20 protein-coding genes are annotated in these 25,308 nt (G+C 55.3%); 10 read left to right on the top strand and 10 right to left on the bottom strand.

What is annotated here, in order from left to right; genetic code table 11:
* Window positions 1-96: 96 nt before the first annotated feature.
* The 3 genes from ACR3EJ_RS20395 to ACR3EJ_RS20385 form a co-directional block, all read right to left on the bottom strand.
* Entirely contained in the window at window positions 97-1,197 is a 1,101-nt protein-coding gene (locus ACR3EJ_RS20395; RefSeq protein WP_170703399.1) for a hypothetical protein, read from the bottom strand.
* Window positions 1,198-1,385: 188 nt separating this feature from the next.
* Window positions 1,386-2,798, bottom strand: a complete 1,413-nt coding sequence (locus ACR3EJ_RS20390; RefSeq protein ID WP_170546121.1) for a hypothetical protein — start codon at window positions 2,796-2,798, stop codon at window positions 1,386-1,388.
* A gap of 21 nt (window positions 2,799-2,819) precedes the next feature.
* A complete protein-coding gene (locus tag ACR3EJ_RS20385; RefSeq protein WP_260026533.1) occupies window positions 2,820-3,422 on the bottom strand; it encodes a polysaccharide biosynthesis/export family protein in 603 nt (200 codons plus the stop codon).
* A gap of 280 nt (window positions 3,423-3,702) precedes the next feature.
* On the opposite strand from ACR3EJ_RS20385, the gene ACR3EJ_RS20380 reads away from it, so the two are divergent.
* Window positions 3,703-3,915 (top strand): hypothetical protein, encoded by a 213-nt coding sequence (locus tag ACR3EJ_RS20380; RefSeq protein ID WP_170546116.1) that lies wholly within the window; start codon window positions 3,703-3,705, stop codon window positions 3,913-3,915.
* Between the two features lie 19 nt (window positions 3,916-3,934).
* Here ACR3EJ_RS20380 and ACR3EJ_RS20375 read toward each other — a convergent pair whose 3' ends face one another.
* Entirely contained in the window at window positions 3,935-6,364 is a 2,430-nt protein-coding gene (locus ACR3EJ_RS20375) for a tetratricopeptide repeat protein (RefSeq protein ID WP_170546114.1), read from the bottom strand.
* 361 nt (window positions 6,365-6,725) lie between these two features.
* Here ACR3EJ_RS20375 and ACR3EJ_RS20370 point away from each other — a divergent pair, with 361 nt between their 5' ends.
* From ACR3EJ_RS20370 to ACR3EJ_RS20350, 5 genes are read left to right on the top strand one after another with little or no spacing between them, the layout of a single operon-like run.
* Entirely contained in the window at window positions 6,726-7,730 is a 1,005-nt protein-coding gene (locus ACR3EJ_RS20370; RefSeq protein WP_170546110.1) for an NAD-dependent epimerase/dehydratase family protein, read from the top strand.
* On the top strand, window positions 7,727-8,968 hold the full coding sequence (locus tag ACR3EJ_RS20365; RefSeq protein ID WP_170546107.1) for a glycosyltransferase: 1,242 nt from the start codon (window positions 7,727-7,729) through the stop codon (window positions 8,966-8,968). Before ACR3EJ_RS20370 ends, ACR3EJ_RS20365 begins: the two co-directional genes overlap by 4 nt.
* Window positions 8,958-9,947 (top strand): glycosyltransferase family 2 protein, encoded by a 990-nt coding sequence (locus ACR3EJ_RS20360; protein ID WP_170546104.1) that lies wholly within the window; start codon window positions 8,958-8,960, stop codon window positions 9,945-9,947. The genes ACR3EJ_RS20365 and ACR3EJ_RS20360 overlap by 11 nt, the downstream gene beginning before the upstream one ends.
* Window positions 9,948-9,967: 20 nt before the next feature.
* Complete coding sequence (locus ACR3EJ_RS20355; protein ID WP_170546100.1) at window positions 9,968-12,076, top strand: NAD-dependent epimerase/dehydratase family protein; 2,109 nt, start codon at window positions 9,968-9,970, stop codon at window positions 12,074-12,076.
* Between the two features lie 33 nt (window positions 12,077-12,109).
* On the top strand, window positions 12,110-13,510 hold the full coding sequence (locus ACR3EJ_RS20350) for an oligosaccharide flippase family protein (protein ID WP_170546098.1): 1,401 nt from the start codon (window positions 12,110-12,112) through the stop codon (window positions 13,508-13,510).
* Window positions 13,511-13,557: 47 nt separating this feature from the next.
* Here the strand turns inward: ACR3EJ_RS20350 and galE are convergent, their stop codons facing one another.
* Window positions 13,558-14,559, bottom strand: a complete 1,002-nt coding sequence (galE, locus tag ACR3EJ_RS20345) for a UDP-glucose 4-epimerase GalE (RefSeq protein WP_170546095.1) — start codon at window positions 14,557-14,559, stop codon at window positions 13,558-13,560.
* Between the two features lie 350 nt (window positions 14,560-14,909).
* Here galE and ACR3EJ_RS20340 point away from each other — a divergent pair, with 350 nt between their 5' ends.
* Window positions 14,910-16,133, top strand: coding sequence for a glycosyltransferase family 4 protein (locus ACR3EJ_RS20340; protein WP_170546092.1), 1,224 nt, complete (start codon window positions 14,910-14,912; stop codon window positions 16,131-16,133).
* Window positions 16,134-16,190: 57 nt separating this feature from the next.
* Window positions 16,191-17,447, top strand: a complete 1,257-nt coding sequence (locus ACR3EJ_RS20335) for an NAD(P)-binding protein (RefSeq protein ID WP_170546090.1) — start codon at window positions 16,191-16,193, stop codon at window positions 17,445-17,447.
* A gap of 46 nt (window positions 17,448-17,493) precedes the next feature.
* On the opposite strand, the gene ACR3EJ_RS20330 is transcribed toward ACR3EJ_RS20335, so the two are convergent.
* The 4 genes from ACR3EJ_RS20330 to ACR3EJ_RS20315 form a co-directional block, all read right to left on the bottom strand.
* Entirely contained in the window at window positions 17,494-18,267 is a 774-nt protein-coding gene (locus tag ACR3EJ_RS20330; protein ID WP_170546087.1) for an SDR family oxidoreductase, read from the bottom strand.
* Complete coding sequence (locus ACR3EJ_RS20325; RefSeq protein ID WP_170546084.1) at window positions 18,264-19,865, bottom strand: GMC family oxidoreductase; 1,602 nt, start codon at window positions 19,863-19,865, stop codon at window positions 18,264-18,266. The genes ACR3EJ_RS20330 and ACR3EJ_RS20325 overlap by 4 nt, the downstream gene beginning before the upstream one ends.
* Before the next feature lie 94 nt (window positions 19,866-19,959).
* Window positions 19,960-20,784, bottom strand: coding sequence for a glycosyltransferase family 2 protein (locus ACR3EJ_RS20320; RefSeq protein WP_170546081.1), 825 nt, complete (start codon window positions 20,782-20,784; stop codon window positions 19,960-19,962).
* Between the two features lie 3 nt (window positions 20,785-20,787).
* Entirely contained in the window at window positions 20,788-21,924 is a 1,137-nt protein-coding gene (locus ACR3EJ_RS20315) for a Gfo/Idh/MocA family protein (protein WP_170546077.1), read from the bottom strand.
* A 391-nt stretch (window positions 21,925-22,315) separates the two neighbouring features.
* Between ACR3EJ_RS20315 and ACR3EJ_RS20310 the strand changes: the two genes are divergently transcribed.
* Both ACR3EJ_RS20310 and ACR3EJ_RS20305 read left to right on the top strand, forming a co-directional pair.
* Window positions 22,316-23,155, top strand: coding sequence for a 2OG-Fe(II) oxygenase (locus ACR3EJ_RS20310; RefSeq protein ID WP_010442203.1), 840 nt, complete (start codon window positions 22,316-22,318; stop codon window positions 23,153-23,155).
* A gap of 63 nt (window positions 23,156-23,218) precedes the next feature.
* Window positions 23,219-23,746 (top strand): LbetaH domain-containing protein, encoded by a 528-nt coding sequence (locus ACR3EJ_RS20305; protein WP_170546074.1) that lies wholly within the window; start codon window positions 23,219-23,221, stop codon window positions 23,744-23,746.
* On the opposite strand, the gene ACR3EJ_RS20300 is transcribed toward ACR3EJ_RS20305, so the two are convergent.
* On the bottom strand, window positions 23,743-25,233 hold the full coding sequence (locus tag ACR3EJ_RS20300) for a hypothetical protein (protein WP_170546072.1): 1,491 nt from the start codon (window positions 25,231-25,233) through the stop codon (window positions 23,743-23,745). The two genes, ACR3EJ_RS20305 and ACR3EJ_RS20300, sit on opposite strands and share 4 nt — an antisense overlap.
* Window positions 25,234-25,308 lie beyond the last annotated feature (75 nt).

Here is a 25,308-nt window from a genome sequence, read left to right as displayed (position 1 = left end):
GAAGGTGATCCCGCTTGAGGGATCATCTTCGGTTGCCCATCTGGCGCGAGAAGCGGGTTGTTGAGGGCAGGCTAGGGAAGATTATCTGGCGGTTGGTTAGAGAATGCCATTTATTGCTTTCCACGCCATGCCGCCCCAAATCACGTTGACGAAATGTGAGAAGCCCACAATCAGGAAGAAAATGAGCAATATGTTGAACAATACAGGCGGCAGCTCCCGGCCCGGTGTGTTTTTCGCGAAGCCGAGGCTTACGGCAATCAGCAATGTAAAGATGACAGCCGTGGTGTGAAAACTGACCCATCGGCCCCAATCCACAGCGACGATGTAAAGGGGCAGAAACAGGAATGCCGAGGCCACGTAGGCCTTGATGAACATGCGGCCATCAATGAAATGCCTGCCAATGAGGATGATCGGGATCGCGGTTATCGCGTACAAAAGCCCAAAGGACAGTACGAGGGGTGAGAAAAACATCCAGAACGTTGTTGTCAGGTATTCCCTGAGCGGAATTTCAAGTGCTTTGATTGCTCCGGTACACATTTCGGCGTCAACGCCTGCTGCCAATACCGGACGGCAAACTGTCATGTAATCGGTCACCGTGTCGAAGCTGAATGCAATGACGACGGTGGCGACGCAGGAGCCTGCAAGGATTATCAGAAGTGCAGCGAGCTCTCGGCGGGAAATCGCGGATTTCGCAAACAGCAGGTAATAGCCGAAGGCAAAGAAGGGGGCGAAGAAAAGGTTGCCTTCGTGGCTTAGAACAGCAAAGCCGAATACGAATGCCGAAACGTAGATCAAAATCCTGCTGGGTGTCAGGCGGCTGGTGGCAAACAGCAAAAGGGTAAATGCCAGAAAGGTGATCAGCTCCTTTCGCAAGCCGCCCTGATCGTCGAGTGACCAGAAACTGATGAAAAAGCCCGGCGACAAAATCAGAAGCCAAATGGTCGCGGGTGTATCGGATCTTCTGATTGATCGGGTGAGCAGACCCATCGCGGCCAACAGTAGGGAGATTTGCAGCAACACTACCAATAGCACAACGTCAATGGAAAAGGTCTGAGAGACTCGTAGCAGTAATGAGCCTATTATCCCCCGACGCACGGTCGTATCGACGCTATTGATAAGCCAGTCACCCTGTTTCCAGGAGTTCCCACCCAGCAGAAAATCCTGGTACGCAAGCACCACGATATAGAGTGTGAACATCCATAAGAGAAATTTGGGAATGGAATAAATGTATCTTTGCAAGATCAACAGGCCCAGTTGAACATTAGCCAAAGCAGAGATTCACCATGGCGGTAATGCAGAACATATGTATTAACAACTGCAGCCGATGACTATGGTGGATCCGAATATCTGGCAAGGCCACCTATGCAGTTGACGGTGAAAGCTGATCACGGCCGCCAAGCGAATTCTCGACCAATCTGAAAAAACGCCAGAGGACTGGTAGCTCGGCCAAGGCCCTCTTCATCACGGACACTGTAGTTTAGACCGGCATTTATAATCCATTGAGACTCGAGCTCGTAGCTGTATACGGCATTCAAGTCTGTCCGTTCAACGCGAGGATCTACTTCAGTAGAATCTTGGAAAATCTGCGTTGCACCAAGCCCGAAACGTGAAGATGGCCCAAGGCCCCAGATATAGCCGACGTCAAGAATATATTCGTCGCGAAATACCTCGTCATCTGTGATGACGACATCCCTATCGAAGAAGATTCGAAGTTCGTTGTCGCCAAATTCATTACTGTATGTCAACGACCCGATTGGTTCTGTTTTTCCACCATCTGTATGCGCAACACCCAAGCTGGCCGAGAGTTCAGCGCCAAGCACTTCAAGGCTGCGACCGACACGGAATGAATTAAGGCGTCCAGCCAGCGCCAACTCGCTTTCAGCATCGAAAAACACTGCGCCATTAGGCATATCATACTCGGCACCAAATCCTCCGATGAGGCCAGAGGCAGAGTCATCGCCGGAAATCAGTTCTCGCTCATCGATATCCACGTACCCTAACGCGAAGTCCAACCGCAACCGTTCGGTGACTTCCTGAGACAACCCAAAAACAATATCTTTGGTTTTCCGGTCAGTCTGATCCGGGTTATCTTCTTCGTATCGCTCTGCGCTGATATCAATCGCGGCAGTTGTGACCGGCGACAGGATAAAGCCAATGCCCGCACCGCCGCTAATTACATCGGTATCGAATAGATCCGGACTTGTCTGATCTACGTAGTCAAGATTCTGCGTGTCTATGCGGAAATAATAGTTGACCAAATCCTGACGCCCAAAGTCCATTTGGAAGGAAAAGAGTAACTCTCTGCGAGTCCCGTCGCCCGTTAAATCGCCAAAGTCGGAGGGTAAATCGACTACACCGTCTTCATCTATGAAGTCATTAAGTGACCGAAAAAGACCAATATCATAGCTTGAAAAGTCGAGGCCAAGGTCGAGACCAGCGTTGGCTCCGTCTCGAATGTAACCAAAGTCAAAGATGGAATCACCGATATCAACGTCGCTGCCTCGATCTGGCAGATCGCTAAACCGCAAAGCAGTAACAGCATCCAAGCTCAGGCTCTGTATGGGAGTTTCACTCGATAGCCCAAAGGATAGGATTGTCGAAGCAATTGATCCATTGCCCTGCTCGGGAACATCAAGTGTCAAATTGCGCCCTGTCTCAAAACGCTGGGCTATGCCAAGGGTCATTTGCGGCCCGCCGGGATCCAACTCAATGCCCTGAGCGATTGCGCGGTTACCTGTATTTATCGACATACAAACAGCACCACAAAGTGCTGTTTGTAAACCAAGCTTTAGTTTCACTGCCCTGCCCCTTTTTAGGGGTTATTCGAACAAGCGCCGTTGTGGGATTACAATCACATCACCGTCGGCCAGCCTCGTCGATCCCCCTGTTCCTGTGCCGTCCAACATCGCATCATAGTTAAACTGGTAAACAGTTTCCTTACCTGCGCTGTCTGTACGACGTAGCATTATCCGTTTTGTGGCGGCGAATCTAGAAAATCCACCCATCTCACCGAAGAATTGCAAAAGTGTTGTACCACGCACAGGAGCGTGCCTGCCGGGCGATCCAGCTTCGCCGATGACATAAACGTCAATCGTGCGCGGGGGTAGCGGCTCTCGCGGGACATTGAGTTCCCCTAAAGACACAAAGACATTAGGGGGCGAAGCGAAGTTAGGTGCCAGCAATTCGGACAATTCTGATCGCACTTGTTCGGCCGTCCGACCTCCAGCCCGCAAAGAACCTGCCAGCGGAACGTTAATCTGACCGTCAGGAGCTACCAGAATGTCGCGGTTCAGGGCCTCGTCTTCCAATACTTCGACGCGCAGAGTGTCACCCGGTTGAAACCGATATCCCTGCGCCACCGCTGGCAATGCCAAAAGGCCGATAACCACCGAAACGAGCAATGCGTAAACTGATTTCATCATTATTCTCTTCTGTCCCTGACTTGCGGCAGCAATCACGTGGTGCCGAACATGCACCACGCTATTTCAGCCATATTTTGCTTGGCTTTCAACCCACTTTGCGCGATTTCTTGCGGACTGTGTCGAAGTTACCCTTTGATAACTAGACCTGTCTAACGTGATCGGTAATTGATTGGTTTCAGTTCATGTGGGGATGGGACATCATTGTGACACATCTTTATCATCTGCTGATCTGGCGCCGAGTTGCACCGTTCGTGGGGCGCATTGAGGGATGAAGGGTGTGATGATAGTCGGACTAATCTTGCTTGGTATGATGGCCGGGGGCGCATTGAGCGTCGGTGCGCTGGTTTCAGGCGCTTCATTGGCCACCGCGATCATGATCTATGCAGCAACAGGCGGAATTGTCGGCCTGATCCTGTGTGCCGTCCTCATTTGCCGCGCCCTGCTTGTCGAGGAAAATTGTGTCGAACACGTTTCGGTCCAACAGGTGAATTGACAAGCGGACCGCGCGACAGTCACCGGGTGACAGACAATTGCTGCAACAATTCCTGCGTTCTTTGTAACTGAGAGAAATCGTGCTGCGCCGAAAGCGCGACAGCCCGGTTCAAGACGCTTTGTGCGTCTTCCCCGCGTCCAGCAGCAACATAAGCCTCTCCCAGATGATATTGAACAGTCGGATTGTCGGGCAGTCCTTGCGCTGCTGCCTCAAGGTGAATTATCGCTTCATCCAACTCACCCCTTAGGAATGCAATCCAGCCATAGGTATTGCGAAACGCAGGTACGTCTGAACGTCGAAACCGGCGGGCGACGACAAAGGCGCGCGACAGGCTTTCGGCATCATCGCGATGGATGCTGATCAGACTGGCCAGATTGTTGGCAAATACCTCTACGTCAGAGTTATTTGTGTAAAGCGCATCATAAGCTGCAATCGCTCCGTCGAAATCATTCTGACGTTGAAGCTGCTCTGCCCGCAGGGCGCGCGGCAACACTGCATCTGGATTGGCGTCTGACGCGACATTGAGCAGTGCCGTTAGCTCTGCCTCGCGCCCTTGTCGGGTCAGCATCCGGGCCATTTGGCGTACGGCTCGAAGATTTGTCGGGTCTTCTGTCAGCAACACGCGATAGATCGCTTCGGCTTCGTCATCCTGGCCTTCGGCCTCGTAAATCCCGGCGCGCAAATAGCGCGATACCGGATCGCCGGGTGTGTCCTGCAACCTGTTTTCAAGCACATCAACAGCCGTATTGATTTTGCCGTTTTGTACCATGGTGCCGATCAAGTTTGTCAGTGCATTAAGGTCTGCCGGCTCCGCAGCGCTCAGGTCGCTCAGGAATCTGATAGCGTCTTCGGTTCGGTTCTGTTGAACCAATACTGCTGCTTCGATCCGATCGGCGGCTGTCAGTGCAGAGGGATCATCTTGTGCCCGCAGGCGCCAGATCAGTCGCTTCACCCGAATCCAATTCTTTTGCCGCAGCTGAATCTCAGCCATTGCGGTCAGCAATTCGACATTGCCGGGCGTGACACCAAGCGCATCCGCCAGAACGGTTTCAGCAACATCAAGCCTGTCATCCGACAGCAGGAACGCTGCATAGCGCAAAGACTCGTCCAGAGCACGACCTGAGGCCTCAACCGCTAGCGCATAGCGCTCACCGGCCAGCTCTCGCGCTCCGGTGCGCTCATGTGCCTGACCCATCAGAATCAGAATGTCGGGATCGCGCGGTGCTCCGGCCTGGGCGGTGCGCAGCGTCAGAATGGCCTCCTCGGGGCGATCCTCGCGGATTTGCCAGGTGGCGTGCATTTTCAGCGCTTCCGTATGACCCGGAGCTTCCGCCAAAACCTCGCTGACCAGCGCCTCGGCGGCAGGTACATCCCCGCCGCTGATCAACATGCGCGCCAGATTGATCTTAAGGTTTGCTGTCTCTTCCGTGGCCTGAGCGTCCGCCAGCAGTTCGTGCATCATTTTGATGGCGGCTACGGTCTGGCCCGCCTCGTAGTTCAGGGCCGCCAATGTGGCCTGATAGCTTTTGTTTTCGGGCTGCGCGGAAATCAGGCTGTTCAGTTCTGAGCGCGCAGCTTCCTCACCTTGGGTGCGTTTCAAGAAATCGACCACTTGCAGGTGATCGTCCACGCCTGCGTTTGGTGCATTTGCGAGCTGACGCAAAAACGCTTCGCCGCCGGCGACGTCCTTTTGCTCCATATGCCATGCCAATCGCATGTTGCGCGCCAATCGCCGGTCGGGAAAGCGGCCCGTCAATTCCCGCAATGCCTCACCTATTGCCGCCATGTCCTGTTGGTCGGACAGGATACGCAAACGGGCCAGATGGAATTCATACTCATCAGGAAGATGCCTCAACGCTGTTTCGATCCGGCGCAGGGCCAGATCAGGGTTCCCAGTCGTTACCGCATGATCAATAACCAATCGCCGGGCGAGGCGATCGTCGGGACTGTCCACCAGTCTGTCCTGTGCGACTTGCAATGGCGCGTCGAGCGCAGCAATGTCCTCGGCCTCGATCCCCTCACGATAGTCCAGAACCGCATTTAGAAAGCGGACATCCGCATTGTCAGCTGCCAGATCACGCGCAGTGCGACCATGGCGCAACGCATCCTCCCATCGGTTCTGGTCCAATGACATTCTGGTCACGATAAGTCTGGTATCCAGCCGTTCGGGCTCTTGTTCGACCACGCGCAGATAATGGTTCAGCGCCTCGCCTATCTGGCCTTGTTGTGCCAGAGTCTGCGCAAACAAGATCCGTCCTTGGGTATGAGAAACATCCAGCTCTAATACGTTACGCAGTTCAAGCAGCGCCAGTTCGGGATCACCAGTCTCCAAAAGCTCAAGCGCCGATTGATAAAAGCGCTCGGCCCGTTCTTCGGAGGATTCGCAGCCAGCTAGGAAAATGGTCGTGCAAAGCGCGATGAGTGGCGGATCAATCAGATGTCTGAACATTGCTTTTTAGGGTTGGGCTTTCGACTAACGGGATACTGCCCAGTAGTGCGTGATGTTACCAGCGCTTTGATCGAGTATTGTGTTCGCGCACGTTCACAGTCTGGTGTTTGTCGATATCAGGTTGGGGAGACCTATCGTCATATGCGGGCAGGGGCGCGGAATTGTTCTTTTCCGGGCAAAAATTCGGGCATTCCCATTCGTAATTTCGCTCACTTACTTTATAAAACTCTCGAAATTGACAAAATCCCGATTTACGCAGGGGTTTGAATTGGTCTTTTTGTTGTTAGGTTTGATAGTGTTTTGCGGTTGAGATTTCTTTTGAATACCAAGCACCAAGGGACACCCGGATTGTGTTAACGTCATGGCTGGGTTGAAGATTTTGATCACAGGCGCGAGCGGTTTCATCGGGCGCTACGCGGTTGATGCGGCGCGAGGCGCGGGGAATGAAGTGGTGGCATTGGTGCGCTCTGAAGCGACTACGCCTGCTGCATGGAGCGCTGATTCCGGGATTGTCGTGTTTCCTCTGGATCTGGCGGAACCAGATGCGAAGGGCAGACTAGCGAAACGATTGTCTGATGTGGATGCAATTATTCACGCTGCGGCAATAGTGGGTGGGGCGCCAGACCGCCAGATTCGCGAGACGGCGAAGGCGATGGAAACGGTACTTGGCGCGATTCAGGCCTGCTCGTCTGCGCTTCGGCTGGTGCTGGTCAGTTCCCTGTCCGTCTATGATGGCCGTGCAGTAGAAACCGGCGTGCTGTTGACCGAAGATTGCCCGCTCGAAACTGCACCTCAGAAGCGGGACGCCTATTGTCAGGCCAAACTGATGCAAGAGCGGCAATCACGTGCTGTGGCCGAAGCACAAGGTTTCGATCTTTGGATTATGCGGCCTGGCGCGGTATTTGGGCCAGAGCGTTTGTGGAACGCGCATTTGGGGTATCCTGTTGGACCGCTGCTGATATCGATGGAAAGTGCCGGGGAAGTCCCTGTCAGCTATGTGGTGCACACTGCGCAGGCGCTTGTGCAGGCAGCGCAGACTCCGTCCAATGGGATCGAAGTGATCAATGTTTTTGATGATGACCGTCCGGACCGCGCCACCTATGTCGCGGCGCTGCGTCAGACGGGTTGGCCGCGCGCGGTATGGCCGATTAGCTGGCGTCTGTTCAGTATTGTCGGTGCCGTATTGGGCAAGATTCCGAGGCTGGGTAACAGATTACCGGGGCTGCTGCGGCCCGCCACGTTGCATGCCCGGATGAAACCTGTGCGCTTTGACACCACCCGCCTTCATGCGCGACTGGATATCCCGCCGCAGCCGTCCTTTTCCGAAGTCATGCACCGGTTACAGATCGAAGGTCAGTCGGCATGAGCCAGCCAGCGCCCATCGCATATCTGACTGGGGAATACCCCCGCGCGACAGATACTTTCATCCAGCGCGAAATCTTCGCCCTGCGTGCGCAGGGGGTTGAAGTTGAAACGTGTTCGATCCGCAAAACGGGCATCGAGCATCATGTGGGCCCCGAACAACAACAGGAATACCAGAATACATTCTATGTGATCGCGGCAGCGAAATCCCCGTTGCACCTGATCCAATGCCACCTGAAGGCACTGATGCGGGCGCCAGGTCGATACTTCTCGGCCCTTGGTCTGGCGCTGAAGACCCGTCCGGCCGGGTTGAAGGGATTGGTGTATCAACTGTTCTACTTTGCAGAGGCGGCGGTGCTGGCCGAGCATCTTCGCAAGCGTAAGGTACGCCATCTTCACAATCATATCGCTACGGCCACCTGCACGGTTGCAATGCTGACCAGCCGGATCAGCGGTATATCTTTCAGTTTCACAATCCACGGGCCGGATATCTTTTTTGAACCCAAACACTGGCGCATCGATACCAAGATCTCTGAGGCGCGGTTTGTGGCCTGTATCAGCGATTTCTGCCGCAGCCAGTGCATGATCTTTTCGGATCCCCAGCATTGGAAGAAGCTCAATATCATTCATTGCGGTATCGATCCCGAGAAGTATCAAGCGACAAGCACCGCCGATCCTGACAGGCCTCATCTAGTATTTGTCGGTCGGTTGGCAGGGGTAAAGGGCGTGCCAATCCTGCTTGAGGCGCTGTCGCGGCTTGAACAAGACGTGCCAGGACTGCATGCGACATTGATCGGGGATGGGCCAGAGCGCGCAGATCTTGAAGATCAGGCGAAGCGCTTGAAACTGGATGGGGTGGTGCATTTCGCCGGATACAAATCGCAAAGTGAGGTGGCAGAGATTTTGACTGGGGCCGATGCGTTGGTCCTGCCCAGTTTTGCCGAAGGTGTCCCGGTGACGCTGATGGAGGCGATGGCCAGTGGTCTGCCTGTGCTGACCACCCGTGTCGGCGGCATTTCGGAACTGGTCGAGGATGGCGTCAGCGGCTATCTGGTGCCGCCCGGCAATGTCGATGCGTTGACCGAACGCCTGCGTGATTTGCTGAGCGATCCCGAATTGCGCGCCCGCATGGGTCAGGCGGGCCGGACCAAGGTGACCGCCGAGTTCAACCAGAAAACTGAAGCGACGCGTCTGGCGCAGCTCGTCCAACCTGAAAGTCAGGGGGTGAGGAATGCCGAATGATACCCTGATCCCGGCAATCGGTCTGGTCCTGATCGGTCGAAATGAAGGTGAACGTCTGGTTCGTTGCCTGGCTTCGGTTCCCGATGAAGTGTCTGCGGTGGTTTATGTAGATTCGAACTCTTCCGATGACAGCGTGCAGCAGGCCCGTAATGCTGGGGCACATGTAGTTGAGCTGGACCTGTCCCGCCCGTTCACTGCAGCGCGGGCACGCAACGCCGGATATGCTGCATTAAAGGCGATGGGTGTGCCACTGGACTTTGTTCAGTTTGTTGATGGCGATTGCGCCATCGTTGATGGCTGGGTCGCTGCCGCGTCTGAGGCGCTGGTCGCCGATCCCGGGCTTGGCATCGTGACAGGTTGGAGAGCTGAGATTCACCCCGATACAAGCGTCTACAATGCGCTTTGCGATTTCGAATGGCACCGCCCGGCGGGTTCGATCCTAACCTGCGGCGGCGACATGATGGTACGGGTTCCGGCCTTTGACGGGGTCGGCGGCTTTGATGACACCGTCATCGCGGCCGAGGATGACGAATTCTGCGTGCGCATTCGCAAAGCGGGTTGGAAAATCGAACGCTTGCCCCTGGACATGACCCGTCACGACGCTGCCATGATGCGTTTTTCTCAATGGTGGAAGCGGGCCGTTCGCACCGGGCATGGATTTGCCCAGGTTGGCGATCTGCATGCCGACTATTTCACGCGAGAGCGCAAAAGGGCCTGGTTCTATGGTGCGGTCTTGCCAGCCGTCGCGGCAATCGGGCTGTTCGTGTCGGTCTGGATCGTTCTGGCAGTTCTGGGCATCTATGTGCTGTCGTACCTGCGGACGACACAGGGCCTTATGCAGGAAGGCTTGCCTCGTCCATCAGCTATGCGACAAGCGGTTTTGCTGTCCTTGTCCAAACTTCCCAACGTTGTTGGTATGCTGACATACCTGTGGCGCCGAAAGCGGGCGGCGCCGATGAAGATCATCGAATATAAATAGTCATTTGAGTTGAAAAGTATATGTCTCAGAACCCAATTCGCGTCGGCCTGATCGGAGCCGGATATATCGCAACCTGGCACGCAAACGCGCTGCGGGCCAGCAAAGGCGTTGACCTGACCGCAATCTGCGATGTGTCGCCCGCTGCGGCGTCGGATTTCGCGGGGACTTATGGAATTCAGTCCTTTACCTTGATCGAGGAAATGGCGACGGCCAATATCTGCGACGCGGTCCATATCTTGACCCCCCCGCATATCCATGCCGATCTGGCGCAGCGCTGCCTTCGGGCGGGTTTCCATGTGATGGTGGAGAAACCCTTTGCTTTGTCGCATGCCGATTGCAGCGCAGTCACCGCTGCTGCAGAAGAGGCCGGTCGGCAGGTTGCCGTCTGCCACAACTTCCTGGGTGTCCCGACATATAAGCGGCTGAAACAAGCCTGCCGGTCTGGCGCGTTGGGCAGAATCAACAGCGCCGAGTTCAACTGGCGCTTTCCCCTGGTGCCTCTGCGATCCGGTCCTTATGGCCTGTGGATGTTGCAAGAGGCACGCAATCTGCTCTTCGAACTGGGGCCGCATCTGTATGCCTTTGCCGTGGATCTGTTTGGTGAGCTCAGCGATTTCAGACTGGAAGCAGGTAAGCCTGTCACTCTGCAAGGGGGGCAGGTCCGCCCGCAAAGCTGGCAGATCCGGGCGCGGGCCGGCCATGTCGATCTGACGTTCAATCTCGAATTAGTTGAAACAATGGATGACCGGTCGGTTGTGGTGCATGGATCCTCGGCAATGGCGCGGCTGGATTATGCTGCGGACACGCTGACGATCCGATGCGAGAACACATCCGACATCGTCATAAACCCATTCCGTCAACAGATGGGGCTGGCGGGTCAGCATCTGCGCGAGGGCGTGGTCAACGGCGTGAGACAACTGACATCGTTGAACCGCAAATCCCCCTATGCGCTGAGCTTTCTGGGGGCGTTTGGTGCGTTTTACGATGCGATCCGCACTAACAACCCGGTGGACGACCGTTTTTCGGCCGCTGCTGCCGGGGCCGTCATCGGAGCCATTGAACAAACCGCCGAATTGATACCGGATGAATTCACCGCGAAGCCTGCCCCGGTCGTGCCTGCTGCAACTTTGAAGCCTACGGTTATGGTGATCGGGGGCACTGGTTTCATCGGTCGCCATCTGACACGCGCTTTGGTCAAAAGCGGACGTCGGGTGCGGGTCCTCAGTCGTGGGCGGCATGGACCTTTCGCCGACATTGCTGATCAGGTTGAAACTGTTGCTGTTTCGTTGCGGGACAAAGAGGCGCTGACCGCTGCCATGGAAGGGATTGAGGTCGTCTATAACCTGGCCAAATCCATGGACAGTACTTGGGAAGGGTGCCTTGAAAACGACGTCGGCGTGGCTGTGCGCGTGGCGGAGGCAGCGCAAGAGGCCGGGGTCAAGCGGTTGATCTACACTGGAACTATCGCCTCATATGACATGTCCGATCCAGTACGCACGATCACAGAAGACACCGGATTTGGCGAGGATATGAGCGACCGCAACCTCTATGCCCGCTCAAAAGCGGAATGCGAGAAGCGACTGCTTGAAATGCACCGGAATCAGGACCTGCCTCTGGTAATTGCGCGGCCCGGCATTGTCATCGGTGAGGGCGGGCCGCTTCAACATTGGGGTATCGGGCGCTGGCATGGGGCCGGGGCGGTGCGGATCTGGGGGGATGGGCACAACATCCTACCGTTTGTCCTGATCGAAGATATCTCGGATGCTCTGATCGCAATGATCGACAATGACGCTGCCGTGGGGCAGTCATTTAATCTGATTGGTGAGCCGATGATGAGCGCGCGGGATTATTTTGACGCGATACATGAGGCTTTGGGCGCGCGGATCGAGGTCAAAAAAGGCGCTTTCTGGACCTTCTACCTGTCGGGCAGCATCAAATACCTGCTCAAACGCTACGTCGTCGGGCTGCATGATCTGAAGAACCAGTCCTATAGCGATTGGAAATCCCGGGGCCATCTGTCCCCCTTCAGCAATGCCCGCACCAAAGAGGTTCTGGGTTGGAAGCCCGAAGCGGATCGGGATGAATTTATCCGCAAAGGCATCACCCAGGCCAATCTGTTCGGCTTTTAGGATGTGGTGGAGTCAGACCATGGCTGAACCGGCATGAAGTTCATAAGCCAGTGCATATCCGGGCTGATGTCCGACCGCGACAGTCTGCGGCGCAAGATCATGGCGTCGGCAGCTTTGTCGACAATGGTCTTCGTGATGCAGGTATTGGCGCGGATTGTCTCGACCATCGTGCTGACCCGCATACTGACGCCCGAGATATTCGGGGTCTTCGCCGTCGTCATGACCTTCATCTTCGTGCTCGAGATGTTCTCCGATCTGGGCGTGCGCTCGCTGATCCTGACCCGCGAGGGCAAATTGGATGATGGGTTTCTGCGCTCCTGCTGGACGGCGCAGATTTTGCGCGGAGTTCTGATCCTGCTGGTCTGTATCCTGCTGGCGTTTGGCATTTCGTGGGGGCAGGGGGCAGAGTGGTTCGATCCAAAGTCAAGCTATGGTGACCCGACGCTTCCATTTGCAATCGCCGCAATCGGTGGGTTTTCTATCATCAGCGGCTTCGCGTCACCAGCCAAGTTTGTCTATGAACGCGAAATGAAGTTCCGTCAGGTCAGCAAAGAGACGCTGATCAGAGTGGTTCTGACAACGGTCATAACTATAGGTCTGGCCTTCTGGCTGCGTAATATCTGGGCGCTGGTTCTGGGCAATCTCGCAGGCGCACTCATTATGGTTGTACTGAGCTATGCGATGTTTCTCGGCCCGGCGATGCGCCTGAATTGGGCCATTGACGATTTCCGGGTGATCATCGAGCGCGGCAAATGGATCATCGGCCATTCGGCTTTGTCCGCCGTCACCGTAATGGCTGACCGCTTTGTTTTAGGCTTTGCGATGTCGGCAAGCTCGTTTGGTTTCTATTATATCGCCCGTCAGATCGTGGATATTGTCGAGACGTTTTTGAACACGGTTCACGCTCAGATGGGACTTCAGGTGTTCACTGAATTGCACAAAGACGGCGAAGAGGCATCTTTGCGCCGCCGCTATTATCGATACCGCATCCTGTTTGACAGTCTGGCGATGTTCGGAGCCGGCACGCTAATGACTTTCGCCCCAACATTGGTAGGTATTATCTACGATGACCGATACGCGGACGTCGCGGGCATGATCCAGATCCTGTCTGTGGGTCTGATCCTGATTGGCCCGCGCCTGTTGCGCGAGGCCTATAGCGCGCAACGCCGGTTCCGCGAGATGACGGTTCTCAGCCTGGTAAGCGCTGCAACGATCTGGGTCGGACTGTTCATCGCGATATGGGGTTTCGGGTCAACGACCCTTGCGCTATTCGTTGTCGCATTGCATCGCATCCCCGAGGTCACCGCGCTCTTGGTGATGGGGCGTCGGGAAGGCTGGGTATCACTGCTGCATGAGGTCCGGTTGATGCCGCTTGTACTGGTCGGAGCAGCAGTGGGCTGGGGAATGGCTGAACTTTGGGCCGCAGCAACATGATTTCGAGGAAGTGCATGGATGATGGTTCCAAGCATTCAGAGCATTCTTCACTTATCCCCTGAAAACTTCCAATTGCTTTCACACATGTCCCTGAGGCCGTGCTTCGCCTCAAATCCAAGGACTTCGCTTGCCCGGTCTGTCGCTGCATAAGAAACCGGCGGGTCGCCAGGGCGACGATCCACGATGCGATTGGGTATCTCGCGATTGATCACCTCCGAATAGGTGTTCAGAACTTCACGGACCGAGTTTCCTCGCCCGGTGCCAAGATTGACGAGATGGCTTTCTTTCTGGTTCAGAAGTGCATCGAGACTCAGTACATGACCCCGAGCCAGATCAAGGACGTGGATATAATCACGGATGCAGGTTCCATCGGGGGTATCGTAATCGCCACCGAAGATGGAAAGCGCCTCGATTTCGCCGCGCGCGACGCGGGCAATCACCGGAACGAGATTGCCGGGCGGCTGAGAGGGATCCTCCCCGATCAGCCCGGATGGGTGAGCCCCGACGGGATTGAAATAGCGCAGTATGCCGGTTTTGACATCGGGATGCGCCTTGGCGACGCGCGTCAAAAATTCCTCTCCGAATAGCTTTGTGGAGCCATAGCAACTGTCCGGTAGGCAGGGGCTGGTTTCGGTTAAGGGCATTTGCGAAGCGCTGCCGTAAACTGCGGCCGATGACGAAAAGACGATATTTTTGACGCCACTTGCCTGCATTGCGTCGACGATGTTGATCAAGCCTGTGCAATTGGAATTGTAATAGCCGATGGGATCGGCTTCGCTGTCAGGGACGGATTTTAATGCAGCAAAGTGCACAACGGCATCAAAGTCGTTGGTGGCAAATGCGGAATTGATGGCGTCCTGGTCGCGAATGTCTGTCTCGATGACCGGTACAGCTTCGCCCGTGATCTGGGACAGCCGGTCAGGCACGTCATGGCGCGCGTTTTCGAAATTGTCCAAAATGGTGACCGCGTAACCGGCATCCACAAGGGCTGCATAGGTATGCGAGCCGATAAATCCGGCGCCGCCGGTGAGAAGAATGTGCTTTGTCATGATTCACCTTTTTGCGGGATCGACCTGAGAGGGCAAGCCATCGTGATTTCCCGAGCCAACCTTTGCAACAATAACTCGTACCCTATTTGATTGTCCCCTGTATTGGGACGCCTCTTTCGAGGTCAAAATTGCCGCATATCACTGCAACTAAAGCTAGAATCCAGCGTGGATACTGTGCCACAGACAATGACAACTGCAACTGGAATCTAGCATGGACAGAGAGTCCCTGCTACGAGTCATTTACGTGCACAACCCGCGCCGTCCGGTGGCAGTTGTTCCATCTTTAAGAGATTTTGATTTAGGCCCCAAGAAGGAGATGGGCAGAGAACCGTTTGCTCAGATTTTTGGACATGAATGAAAGAACCGACCAGCCGATGAAGATCGCGATTTACGTCTCATCTTGGCCGCCCGGACGCGTCGCGTCCGGAATTGTAACATACACGTCGCAGCTTGTGTCCTCGCTGCGGGCATTTGGACATGAAGTTTATATTCTGACGCCTGACGCTGGAGAGAAGGATCCGTATACGATTGACCTCGGGGACGTTCAGGTTCCTTTTCTTTCAAGGATTTGGCACAAAATACAGTCGAAGCTGACTGGGCGCCCTTACGACGCGTTGCGGCATTCGTCCAAGATCGCATTGGCCATTCGCAAACTGGTGGCCGAAAAAGGGATCGAGGTTTTCGAGATCGAGGAATCCTTCGGAATGGGTGCCGAGGTTGCGATGATGAATATCGTCCCCGTTTCAGTGCGTTTGCACGGCCCATTCGTGCTGACCGGTGGTTTCAAGGACGCAACATCCGCGCAGTCCATCAATGACGGGCGTTTGAAATATGAAGGGCTGGCCATCAAAGCAGCGCATTATGTGACGGCCAACTGTAACGACACGCTGGATACAATTCGCAAACACTACGATCTTGGGATTGAGAGCAGTACCATTATTCCAACTCCAATTGTTTCGTCGCCAGAAACTGAGATCTGGCAAGTTGACCGGTGTGATAAGAACAAGATGTTTTTCGTCGGACGTTTCGACAGCATCAAGGGCGGGGATCTGGTACTTCGGACCTTTGCGCGGCTTGCCGAGGCGAACCCAGATCTGACCTTGACCTTCATCGGCCCGGATCAAGGTATCCAAACCGAGAATGGCACAGTCTATTTTGAGGAGTTCTTCGAGCAGAATTTCCCACCGAAGTTGCGTGATCGTGTCGACTACCGGGGACAGATGACTCATTCCGAGCTGATGAGTCTGAGAACAAGCCACTACCTGACTCTGATTGCGGCCCAGTACGATACGATGGGATATATGTTGCTGGAACCGATGTCTCTGGGCTGTCCGCTGGTCACAACGGCGGTGGGTGGCATTCCCGAAGTCATCGAAGACGAGCGAAATGGCCTTTTAATCCCCAGTCAGGACCTAGAGGCAATGGTTGCGGCCTGTCAGCGCCTATTGGACGATCCGGACCTTGCCACGCGGCTTGGGCGACAGGCTTGGGCAGATTGCCGCGAGCTTTACAGCCCCGATGCAGTCGCGACCAAAACCGTTGAAGGATACAAGGCCGCGATCCGTGCCTTTTAAGGCTGACGCAGATATTAACCCGTACAGACGTTATCATTTGAATGTAGGAACTTGCACATGGAAAAGACCCAGACGTTGATCATCGGGGCCGGCATTAGCGGCTTGTCCACTGCTGCAGCCCTTGGCGATGCCGACTACCTCGTCATTGATGCGGACAGCGCCATTGGCGGCTATTGCAAAACCATCAAGAAGGATGGGTTTGTCTGGGACTATTCCGGTCATTTCTTCCACTTCAAGAACCCGGAAATCGAAGCCTGGTTGTGTGAACGGATGCAGGGCCAGCAGATTATCACCTGCGAAAAGAAGTCCTTCATCGCTTATGGCGGTGACTGGGTTGATTTTCCATTTCAGAAGAACATCCACCAATTGCCCAAGGCGGATTTCATCGACTGCCTGTATGACCTGTATTTTGCCAAACCGAACGAGCAGGCAGAGGGCAGTTTTCTGGACATGATCTATGGCCGTTTCGGCAAGAGTATCAGCGAAAAATTCCTGGTTCCGTACAACGAGAAGCTCTATGCCTGCGACCTCAGTTCGCTCGACAAAGACGCCATGGGGCGGTTCTTTCCGCACGCAGATGTGGATGACATCATCCACAATATGAAGATCCCTGACAATCAGAGTTATAATGCCACGTTCACCTATCCCGAAGGCGGCGCCATCGAGTATGTGAATGCCATTGCCAGCGCCGTGAAGCCTGATGCGATCTGTCTGGACGAAGCGTTGGACGGGATTGACCTTGACCGCAAGGTGGCGCGCACAACACGTCGCGAAATTGGCTTTGAGCGGCTGGTGTCGTCCGCACCGTTCAACCATCTGGCCAGAATTGCCGGTCTGGAGCATCAGGAAGAGGCATTTACCTGGAACAAGGTGCTGGTCTTCAATCTGGGCTTCGACCGGAAGGGGCCGCGCGATGTGCATTGGGTTTACTACCCTAATCGCGAGCGGGTGTTCTACCGTGTTGGGTTCTATGACAACATATTCGACGCCGACCGGATGAGCCTTTATGTTGAGGTCGGCCTGACGAGTGATGCAGAGGTTGACGTCGAAGCCACCCGCGCACGCGTGCTTGAAGATCTGGCCCGTGAAGGTCTGATTGATGACCATGAGCTGGTGGCTTACCACGCCTTGGTGATGGACCCGGCCTATGTCCATATCAACCAGCAGGCCAAATCAGAGGTAGAGCGTTTGAACAAAGTCCTCAACGATAGTGGTGTCTATTCCATCGGGCGGTACGGAGGTTGGACCTATTGCTCGATCGAGGACAATATAATCGAGGCACGGGAACTGGTTGCTTCATGGCAAGCGGACTGAACATTTGGCGATGCGGTGGCTTTCAAACCACCGCGCCACGCGTTTGTTACGAAAGGCGCAGCGGGATGCGCTTTTTGCCGGTAATCTTGTTCAATATCTTTCGTTTCAAAGAGATTGGCTCCAGAAACTCGGTGTCCTGATCAAACAGGCGTCCGGTGAGCATCGGATCATGCCACAATGCCAGTCGCACGCCCCATTTTGCGGCCTCTGCTGGTTCGATGCCATCGGGTATGCCCATTCGGGTTTTCAACGCACCGGGTATCCAGTCATTGATGACGATATCCGGAAAACGGTCGGCAAGATCGGCAATCAATGATTTGGTCAATGTCTGCGCAGCCCCCTTGGTCACCGAATAGGCCGCGGCCGTGGGCGCCGGTGCAATGTGGGCGAAGGTGCTGAGGTTGACGATCCGGCCATAGCCACGCTCGACCATGCCGGGAAGGACCGCGTGGCAGCAATAAAAAACGCCGCCGAGATTGATGTTGACCGACTGCATGAAACTTTCCGGGGTTTCGTCCAGAATGTCGCGGCGCGGATAAACGGCTGCGTTGTTGATCAGGATCGTGGGCGCGCCTGAGGTGGCAGTGATATCTTCGAATGCCCGTGCGACGGCCTCTGGGTCCGAAACATCGGCTGTGACGGGCATGAATCCGTCCCCCAGCTCGGTCGCAAGGGCCGTCAACTGTTCGGGGTTGCGACCGATGCCCGCGACACGGATGTCTTCGGCAATCAGGGTGCGACACAGTTCTTGTCCCAATCCCGCGCCGGCACCTGTGACGACGGCAATACCTTCGCGAATTCGCTGGCTTGTATCTGTCATGACGCCTCCTTGGGTTGTTTAGACTGGTTCGTCCGATCAGCGATGATGTCTGCGACCCGCAATGCGTTGGCGGCGATGGTCAGGCTTGGATTGACCCCCATCGATGTTGGCATGAACGAACCATCGGCGACATAGAGGTTTTGTAGATCATGTGCCTTGCAATCGGGATCAAGCACCGACGTGGCGGGATCACTTCCAAAGCGTAACGTGCCCAGTGGGTGACCGACGTTAACGATTGGTTTTATTGACAGAAACATCACACGCCACCGACCGATTGCACTCCGGATGGCGCGGCGCAGTCCGGTTTGACGGGTGAAGACGTCGCGTGCGACTGTGTATTCGAATGTAAAGACCTCGGGGTCCTTTTGGTTCAATACTACCCGGTTTTCGCGGACGGGGAAGTCCTCCATCTGGGCCACGAACACGTCGGCGTTTCCAAACAGTTTGGCGGCCAAAAGGGCGGGTATGTTCAGAAGGCGGCGCAGCTTTGTGTATTTGGCAAACCGCGAGCGTTCGAGCTGCATAAGCAAAAAGCGCAGGATGGTTCCGTAATCCGCCTCGTATCCCATGGATTGCGCCAGGCCCATACGCTCACCTTTCACAACATAAAAGTCGCGTGTGGATATTGCCCTGCTTTTACCTATCGGTTCCGCACCCCGCCTTGGCCAGACAGCAAAGAAATTATCAATATGAAACATCAGCCCGCGCCCGACCCAATCGCTTGAATTTGCGCATCCGGTTGCGGATAGGTCGGTTGACCGCAGCAACAGGGTGGGCGAGCCAAACGAACCCGCGGCCAAAACATAGGTCCGGGCGCGCAGGGTGAAAGTCTCGTCACCATGGCGCACACGGACGCCGGTGATCTGTCCGGGCTGGTCTTCCGCCAGCGCTTCGACATCGCATTCGGTGATGATAGCGGCGCGACCGCTGGCCAGTGCCGGTTCTACACCGGCCGAGCGGCCATCCATCTTGCAGGTGCGCGGGCATTTCCTGCCGAAGCAATTGGCACACCCCTCAATCCATTTCTGTGCGATATGAGAATAATACGGATGCAGGCCCCGATCACGGAAATCGGCCATCATCGCCGCTTCTTGGGGTGTGAATTCTGGCGGCGGGCGCAGTTTGACCGAAGGAATATCCGAGAGCGGGTCTTCCGCACCATGTACAAAGAGCAGGTCCTCGGCCTGATCGAAATAGGGAAGGAACGCCTCAAATCCCACGGGCCAACCGCCAGTCGGGTGCGTGATGCCCGGTACGTCGTCCAGATCGTGCGGTTCAGGACGCTCCAGTGCCGCTGCATAGAAGACGGATGAGCCACCGACCCCGCTGCCCAATGGCGCGAAATAGTGTGAAACCGCCCCGCCGTCGTGTGCCTCGACCGGTTTGGGCCAATACCCCCGGAGCTTGCGAGCAATCGGCTCCGTGACATCATCGGCATAGTACTGACGTTCGCTCCGGTAGCCCGTCACGCCCTTCTCGAGAAACAGAACCGACAAACCGCGTTCCGTCAGACGCCGCCCGGCCATGCCGCCGCCCATGCCGGCGCCGATGACGATCACATCCCACGACTGCGACTGCGCTTCATCTGGCGTTATCACCCGGACCCTCCTTTCACGGTGTTGCTACAGGTCGGAGGATTGCGCGATTGACGCATTATGCTTCCAGCCAAATATATCTCCACCCTGCACCGCATTATCGACCCCGGCTCCAGGCAGAGTCGCTGCGGCTGCGGACGGATAGGCTCACAGCGACATATACCCCGAAACCAACCGGGTCGGTCAGGGCAAGGCGCAGCAGATGTCCCGCTTTAAGCGGGGCTTTGCCTTCCCGATCCAGTATACCCGGATATAAACGCGCAAGCTCGGCTACTCCTGCGTCCTGCCTGCGCCGGACACGTACAAGAGCCCGAAATCCTTCGACCAGCGGCCAGGAATACGGAGGCGAAACCGGCAAACGCTCATCCGGTGTGAATTGCAGCCGTACAAAGGTGTCGTCCGAGATGATCTGCGGAAATGCCTCCCAACGAGCGCGACCAGCCGCATTGACGGCAAACAGCCCGGCACCGGGCACGCCCTCTGTCATGAAGGGCAGTCGGGTCCAGATCCGGCCATAGGCCCGTGTGACCCAGCTTTGTGCCGAGCTGACCTTCAGATCGCCGCTGGCATAGGCCGGTTCAGTACGATCCAGCACTTTCACCAGCGCGTCCAGTAGCATCGGTGACATGACAACATCCGCGTCCAGATAGACCCTTGTGCCACCCGTTGCCACGGCGTCGGCGCGGTTGAGCGCCGCTGGTTTGCCGCCCTCTTCCGAATCCAGTACCTCCAGATGCCAATCCCGCTGCGCAAACCGCTGTGCGTAGCTACGGGCGATATCTGCTGTCTTGTCGGTGCAGGCATTTGCCGAAACGATCACCTCGGCCCGGTGCGCGATGACCTGTGCCAAGAGAGCCTCGAGGCAGGGGCCGATATAAGCTTCTTCGTTGTTAGCAGGGATGATGACCGAAATCTCAAACATGGTTCAACGTGCCAGGCTTTCGGCCCAAGGCATAGGCGCGACGGGATCGAAGCGGGTCTGCATCGTGACCGCTCCGCCGTGTTCTCCGGCATTTTGCAAGGTCAGCGTGACTTCGTTCATATGCAGAGACAGGTCGGGGGACAGACGGCAGGGCCGCTCTTCGCGGATTGCGTCCCGCATCTCGGCCACGCCGAGGGCAAAGTTCATCGCCGCGGCACCCTTGCGCCCAAGTTTTTCGTGGGTCGGCCCCTTGATTTTTAGACGCCTGGCCAGCGGCGCATTGACCAGTCTGCGGCGCAACGAGAAACGTCGGCGCAGTCGGACCGGCGCGGCGTTGTTCCAGCACTCGTCCATCTCGATCACGCCCGTATCGCCGATGATCCGAAGTTCGTGGTTATGTGTGGCCAGTATGGAACAGGTGAGCCGTGCCACCACGCCGCTTTCGAAAAAGAGCGTCCCGACCGAAAAATCCGGCGCTGCCCTGGCGGTCACATCGGACAGATCTGCCAGCGCCGCCGAAGCCGCGACAACCGTCCGCACCGGGCCGAACATGGGCAACAACCATGCCAGGTAATAGCCCGCATGTTCCAGAGTACACCCCACTTCGAACTCGTCTTTGGCCGGCCAGGGCGCGCCGCTTTCCGAGAACCATTTTTGATAGGGGGCCTGCGAGATAAAATCGTCATCCATCTCGGCATAGACCAAGCGTGTTTTGCCGATTACACCTGCACGCAAACTGGCCCAGATCGTTTGCGGCGCTTCGCCAAGAAAGCTGCAGGGTGCCGAGGCAAGGTGCAGCCCGCGCTCAGCGGCGATGTCGGCCAGTGCCTGGGCCTGATCCATCTTCATCGCCAACGGCTTTTCGGAATAGACGTGAAGCCCGGCTTCCAGACCCTTGCACGATACATCGTAATGCGCAGAAGGATTAGTCAGGTTAAGCAGAATATCCCCTGGTGCGGCCAGCTTCAGCAACGCCTCAAAGCTATTCAGCGCGGGCAGCGACCAGTAGGCACAGAACTGAGATAGCCGCTCAGGGTTGCGGTCATAGCATCCGGCAATTTCGATTTCAGGATAGAGCTTGAGGGAGCGCAGATACAAATCCGCGACATATCCGGTACCGATAATCAACAACCTGGGCATAAAGAGAATGGACTCTTATTCGACGGGCGAGAACTCATAAACAACGAATACTTTAATATGGGCAGAATTGCGGATGTGCCACTGTAAATTGGCCGGGGTCTCGCAATTCGTTCAAACATCACGCGAGATCACCCTGTTCCCAACCGGAGACTCGGGTATTTCATGCCTCAGAGTTTCAAGTTTCATTGTCGCAAAATATGGGACTTTTCTTCTGAAATAGCCCTATTGATCCTGATCATGTGTTTGTCAGGCATGGTTGGATATGTCACATTGTGAAATGGGGGGAATCCCCCCATTTTTCTGATAGAAGACCTTGATCCCAACTTTGCTCTGCCGCTGCAGAAGTTGGCCGGTAATTCGAGTTGTGTTATTGTTTAGATAGGAAAAGAAGATGGCGATCTATCAAATTGATCCCGAACGTCTAAGTATCAGTGTTGAAAACGCCCGCGCGGCGGCGGCCCCATTTGCCGAAGAATATCAGAGCGGCGAACCCTATAACCATATTTGCATCGATAATTTTCTTCCCGAAGAAGTTCTGCGCAAAGTTCAGAAGGACGTGGCCACGCTTGAAGAAGGCGAAGACAGCGACACATTTGAGCGGGCGCAGGAGAACCTGAAAACGCAGTACAATCCCGAGAGATTGCCGGTCTATTCGCGCGAGTTGTTCCACGCCTTCAACTCCCGCCCGTTTATCCTGTTTCTTGAGGAAATGACCGGTATCAAAGGGTTGATCCCCGATCCTTATTATATCGGCGCGGGCATCCACCGGGTTAAAAACGGGGGGCATCTGGATATTCATGCGGATTTCAATCTGCACAAACAGATGGTCGTTGAACGGCGCCTAAACGTGTTGATCTATCTGAACGACGACTGGCGCGAGGAATGGGGCGGTTCATTCGAGATCTGGAGCAACGACATGACTACCAAGGTCAAAAGCTTTGTGCCGACCTTCAACCGCATGTGCTGCTTCTCGACAGGCACAAGCACATTTCATGGCAACCCCGAAAAAGTGAACCATCCCGATGGTGAGCCACGCCAGTCCATAGCGCTGTACTACTATACAGCGACCTGGGACCCCAGCCGCAAGGCACATTCGACGATCTTCAAGCCACGCCCCGGTACAGAAGATCAGTTCGACCGCCAATCGCACCGGCAGGAAGTTCTGGAAAACTGGTTACCACCGGTTGTTTATCGCAGGATTTATCCCCGTCTGGCGCGTCTGGGATTCTGAGCAACGCCAATCGCGCCCGATGCCAACGGCTCGGGCGCGTAACAGGCTGAAAAGATCGGATCCATGCAAGGCAATATCCAGCAAACGTCACCTATTGAGCCAGAGCAGCCGTTGGTGGTCTCAGCGACAGTTCCGGACTGGTCGCGCGAAGAAGTGCGGCAATTTTGGGACCCGGGTTACAAGCTGTTGCGCGCGATCAGGCGATATCAGGCGGCCAAGGCGCGGGGTGGCCCAATCGGATGGGCGTTCAGCAAATACTGGGCTCTGGTGCACCGGTTCTGGTCGGTGATCACACAATCCGAGATTCATCTGAATACCCATATCGAAGGCGGTCTTCGGTTGCCGCATCCAACTGGAATCATCATCCACCCCACCGCCCGTATCGGACCGAATTGCATGATCTTCCAACAGGTTACGCTGGTATCAACGGTTGTTCTCGGGGGACATGTGGATCTCGGAGCAGGTGCCAAGATCATGGGCCCGCTCACGATCGGTGATGACGTGACCGTTGGCGCTAATAGTGTTGTCACCCGCGATGTCGAAAGCGGTGCAACCGTCGCTGGCGTCCCCGCGAGAAAACTGAACACTTAGGTGTTGGTCTGCCTCGAACGTCGTTTGTTATGCGAGTTCTTTAGCTGAGCGGAAGCGGTTGCTTGCGCCTGACCACGCGGCTTGCGCACATGAGCCACACGAGGTGGATCCGGCTGGAGGACCGTTACGTCGGCCTCATCAGATCGGTCCCGCACCGCAGCCGTGGACTTGGCTAGCAGCATACCAGCCATAATCCAAGTCATGCTGTTGATGGATGCGTTGGGGATCAAATCAACAAGGTTGATACTCAGCATGAGCGCAATGCCGTTCGTAACATACTCGTCGGGTGAGCCGATGCACTTTTTGCGTCTTGCCCAAAGTCGGAGAAGTGGGAAGGTCAGCATCCCAAAAATGCAGATATACCCGAACCAGCCCAGCACACCGATGATTAGGACCCAATATCCGTCTGGAACAGTCAGAACGCGACCGGTTTCTGGATCCATGTTTCGATTTCGATTCCAGAATGCCCAGCCGGTGAGTGGTTTTTCGGCGGCGCGCTCCAACAGCATGCTTTCGTTCTCAAAGCGAAATTCCAGAGATTGTGCCCGTTCAGCCTGAATCTTTGCCGCATAGCCGAGAATACGCTCAACGGGTATTGCATCTTCTGCGCGCAAGATCGGATAAGCAATCAGGAATACAGCACAAATCAGCATTACCCAGCGTTGTATACGGGAACTGGCAAATAGCACGATGGGCGCGAACAGGACGGCAAATAAAATCGCACCCACCGTTTTGCAGAGAATGAGGATGGCGAACAGATATACGAGAATGCCAAATTTGTGCCACCGATCATTGCCCAGCGAACCTCGCAAAAGCGCGGCTGTCGCCAGAAACGACATCAGGACGAAAAACGCCACCAACAACCCGTGGCCAAGAAACACGGTGGGCCTAAAACCACCAAATCGAACTTGCTGCCAAAAGAGCTGGGGAAAAAACCCATAAACCCAGTTGTTGAGTTGTGGGCTGAGCCGAACTTCGAGCAAGATCGGAATCGAGTATATCAACCCGATAACCATGTAGAGTGTTAGGAATTCTCTCTTATTGTCGGGTGTCGAGAGAATATTGAAGCCCAGAACAAATGGGATAATGATAATCACGTGCTTCAGGAACTCTGAAATTGCATCTCGGGCAGTCATCCCCGGCAGAACGACAGGTCCGGCAATAACCGGGTCCAAGTTACCCAAAGCGCTGATAATCGGGCTGAGCAGGAACCCCAGCATCAAGATCGAAACCAGACGGGATTGCGGGAAAAACCTGATTTTCTGATCCAACATTGTCAGGCACAACACTAATGCAGCCAAACTGGGGATTGTATGCTTGTCTAGCGTCGGTATCAGCGGCAGATCAAAATATGTGTTTGGGGGTAAGATAACATAGCCGCCCAATATCGAGATCAGCAGAGCGCGTGGCGCCGGAAGTTTCTTGAACAATACGACCATGATGATCGGCCAGACCATCAACATCAGATAGGCGAGTGAATTGGGCATATATATCAGGTCTTGGCGTTAAAAGGGTTGAGTGTCAGGTATCACGTTGGTGATGATTCTGTCCTGAGCGTTTCA

Source organism: Ruegeria sp. AB11 (assembly GCF_056536325.1).
Note: the sequence above shows the minus strand (reverse complement) of the source record. Positions and strands in the feature narration are given on the sequence as shown.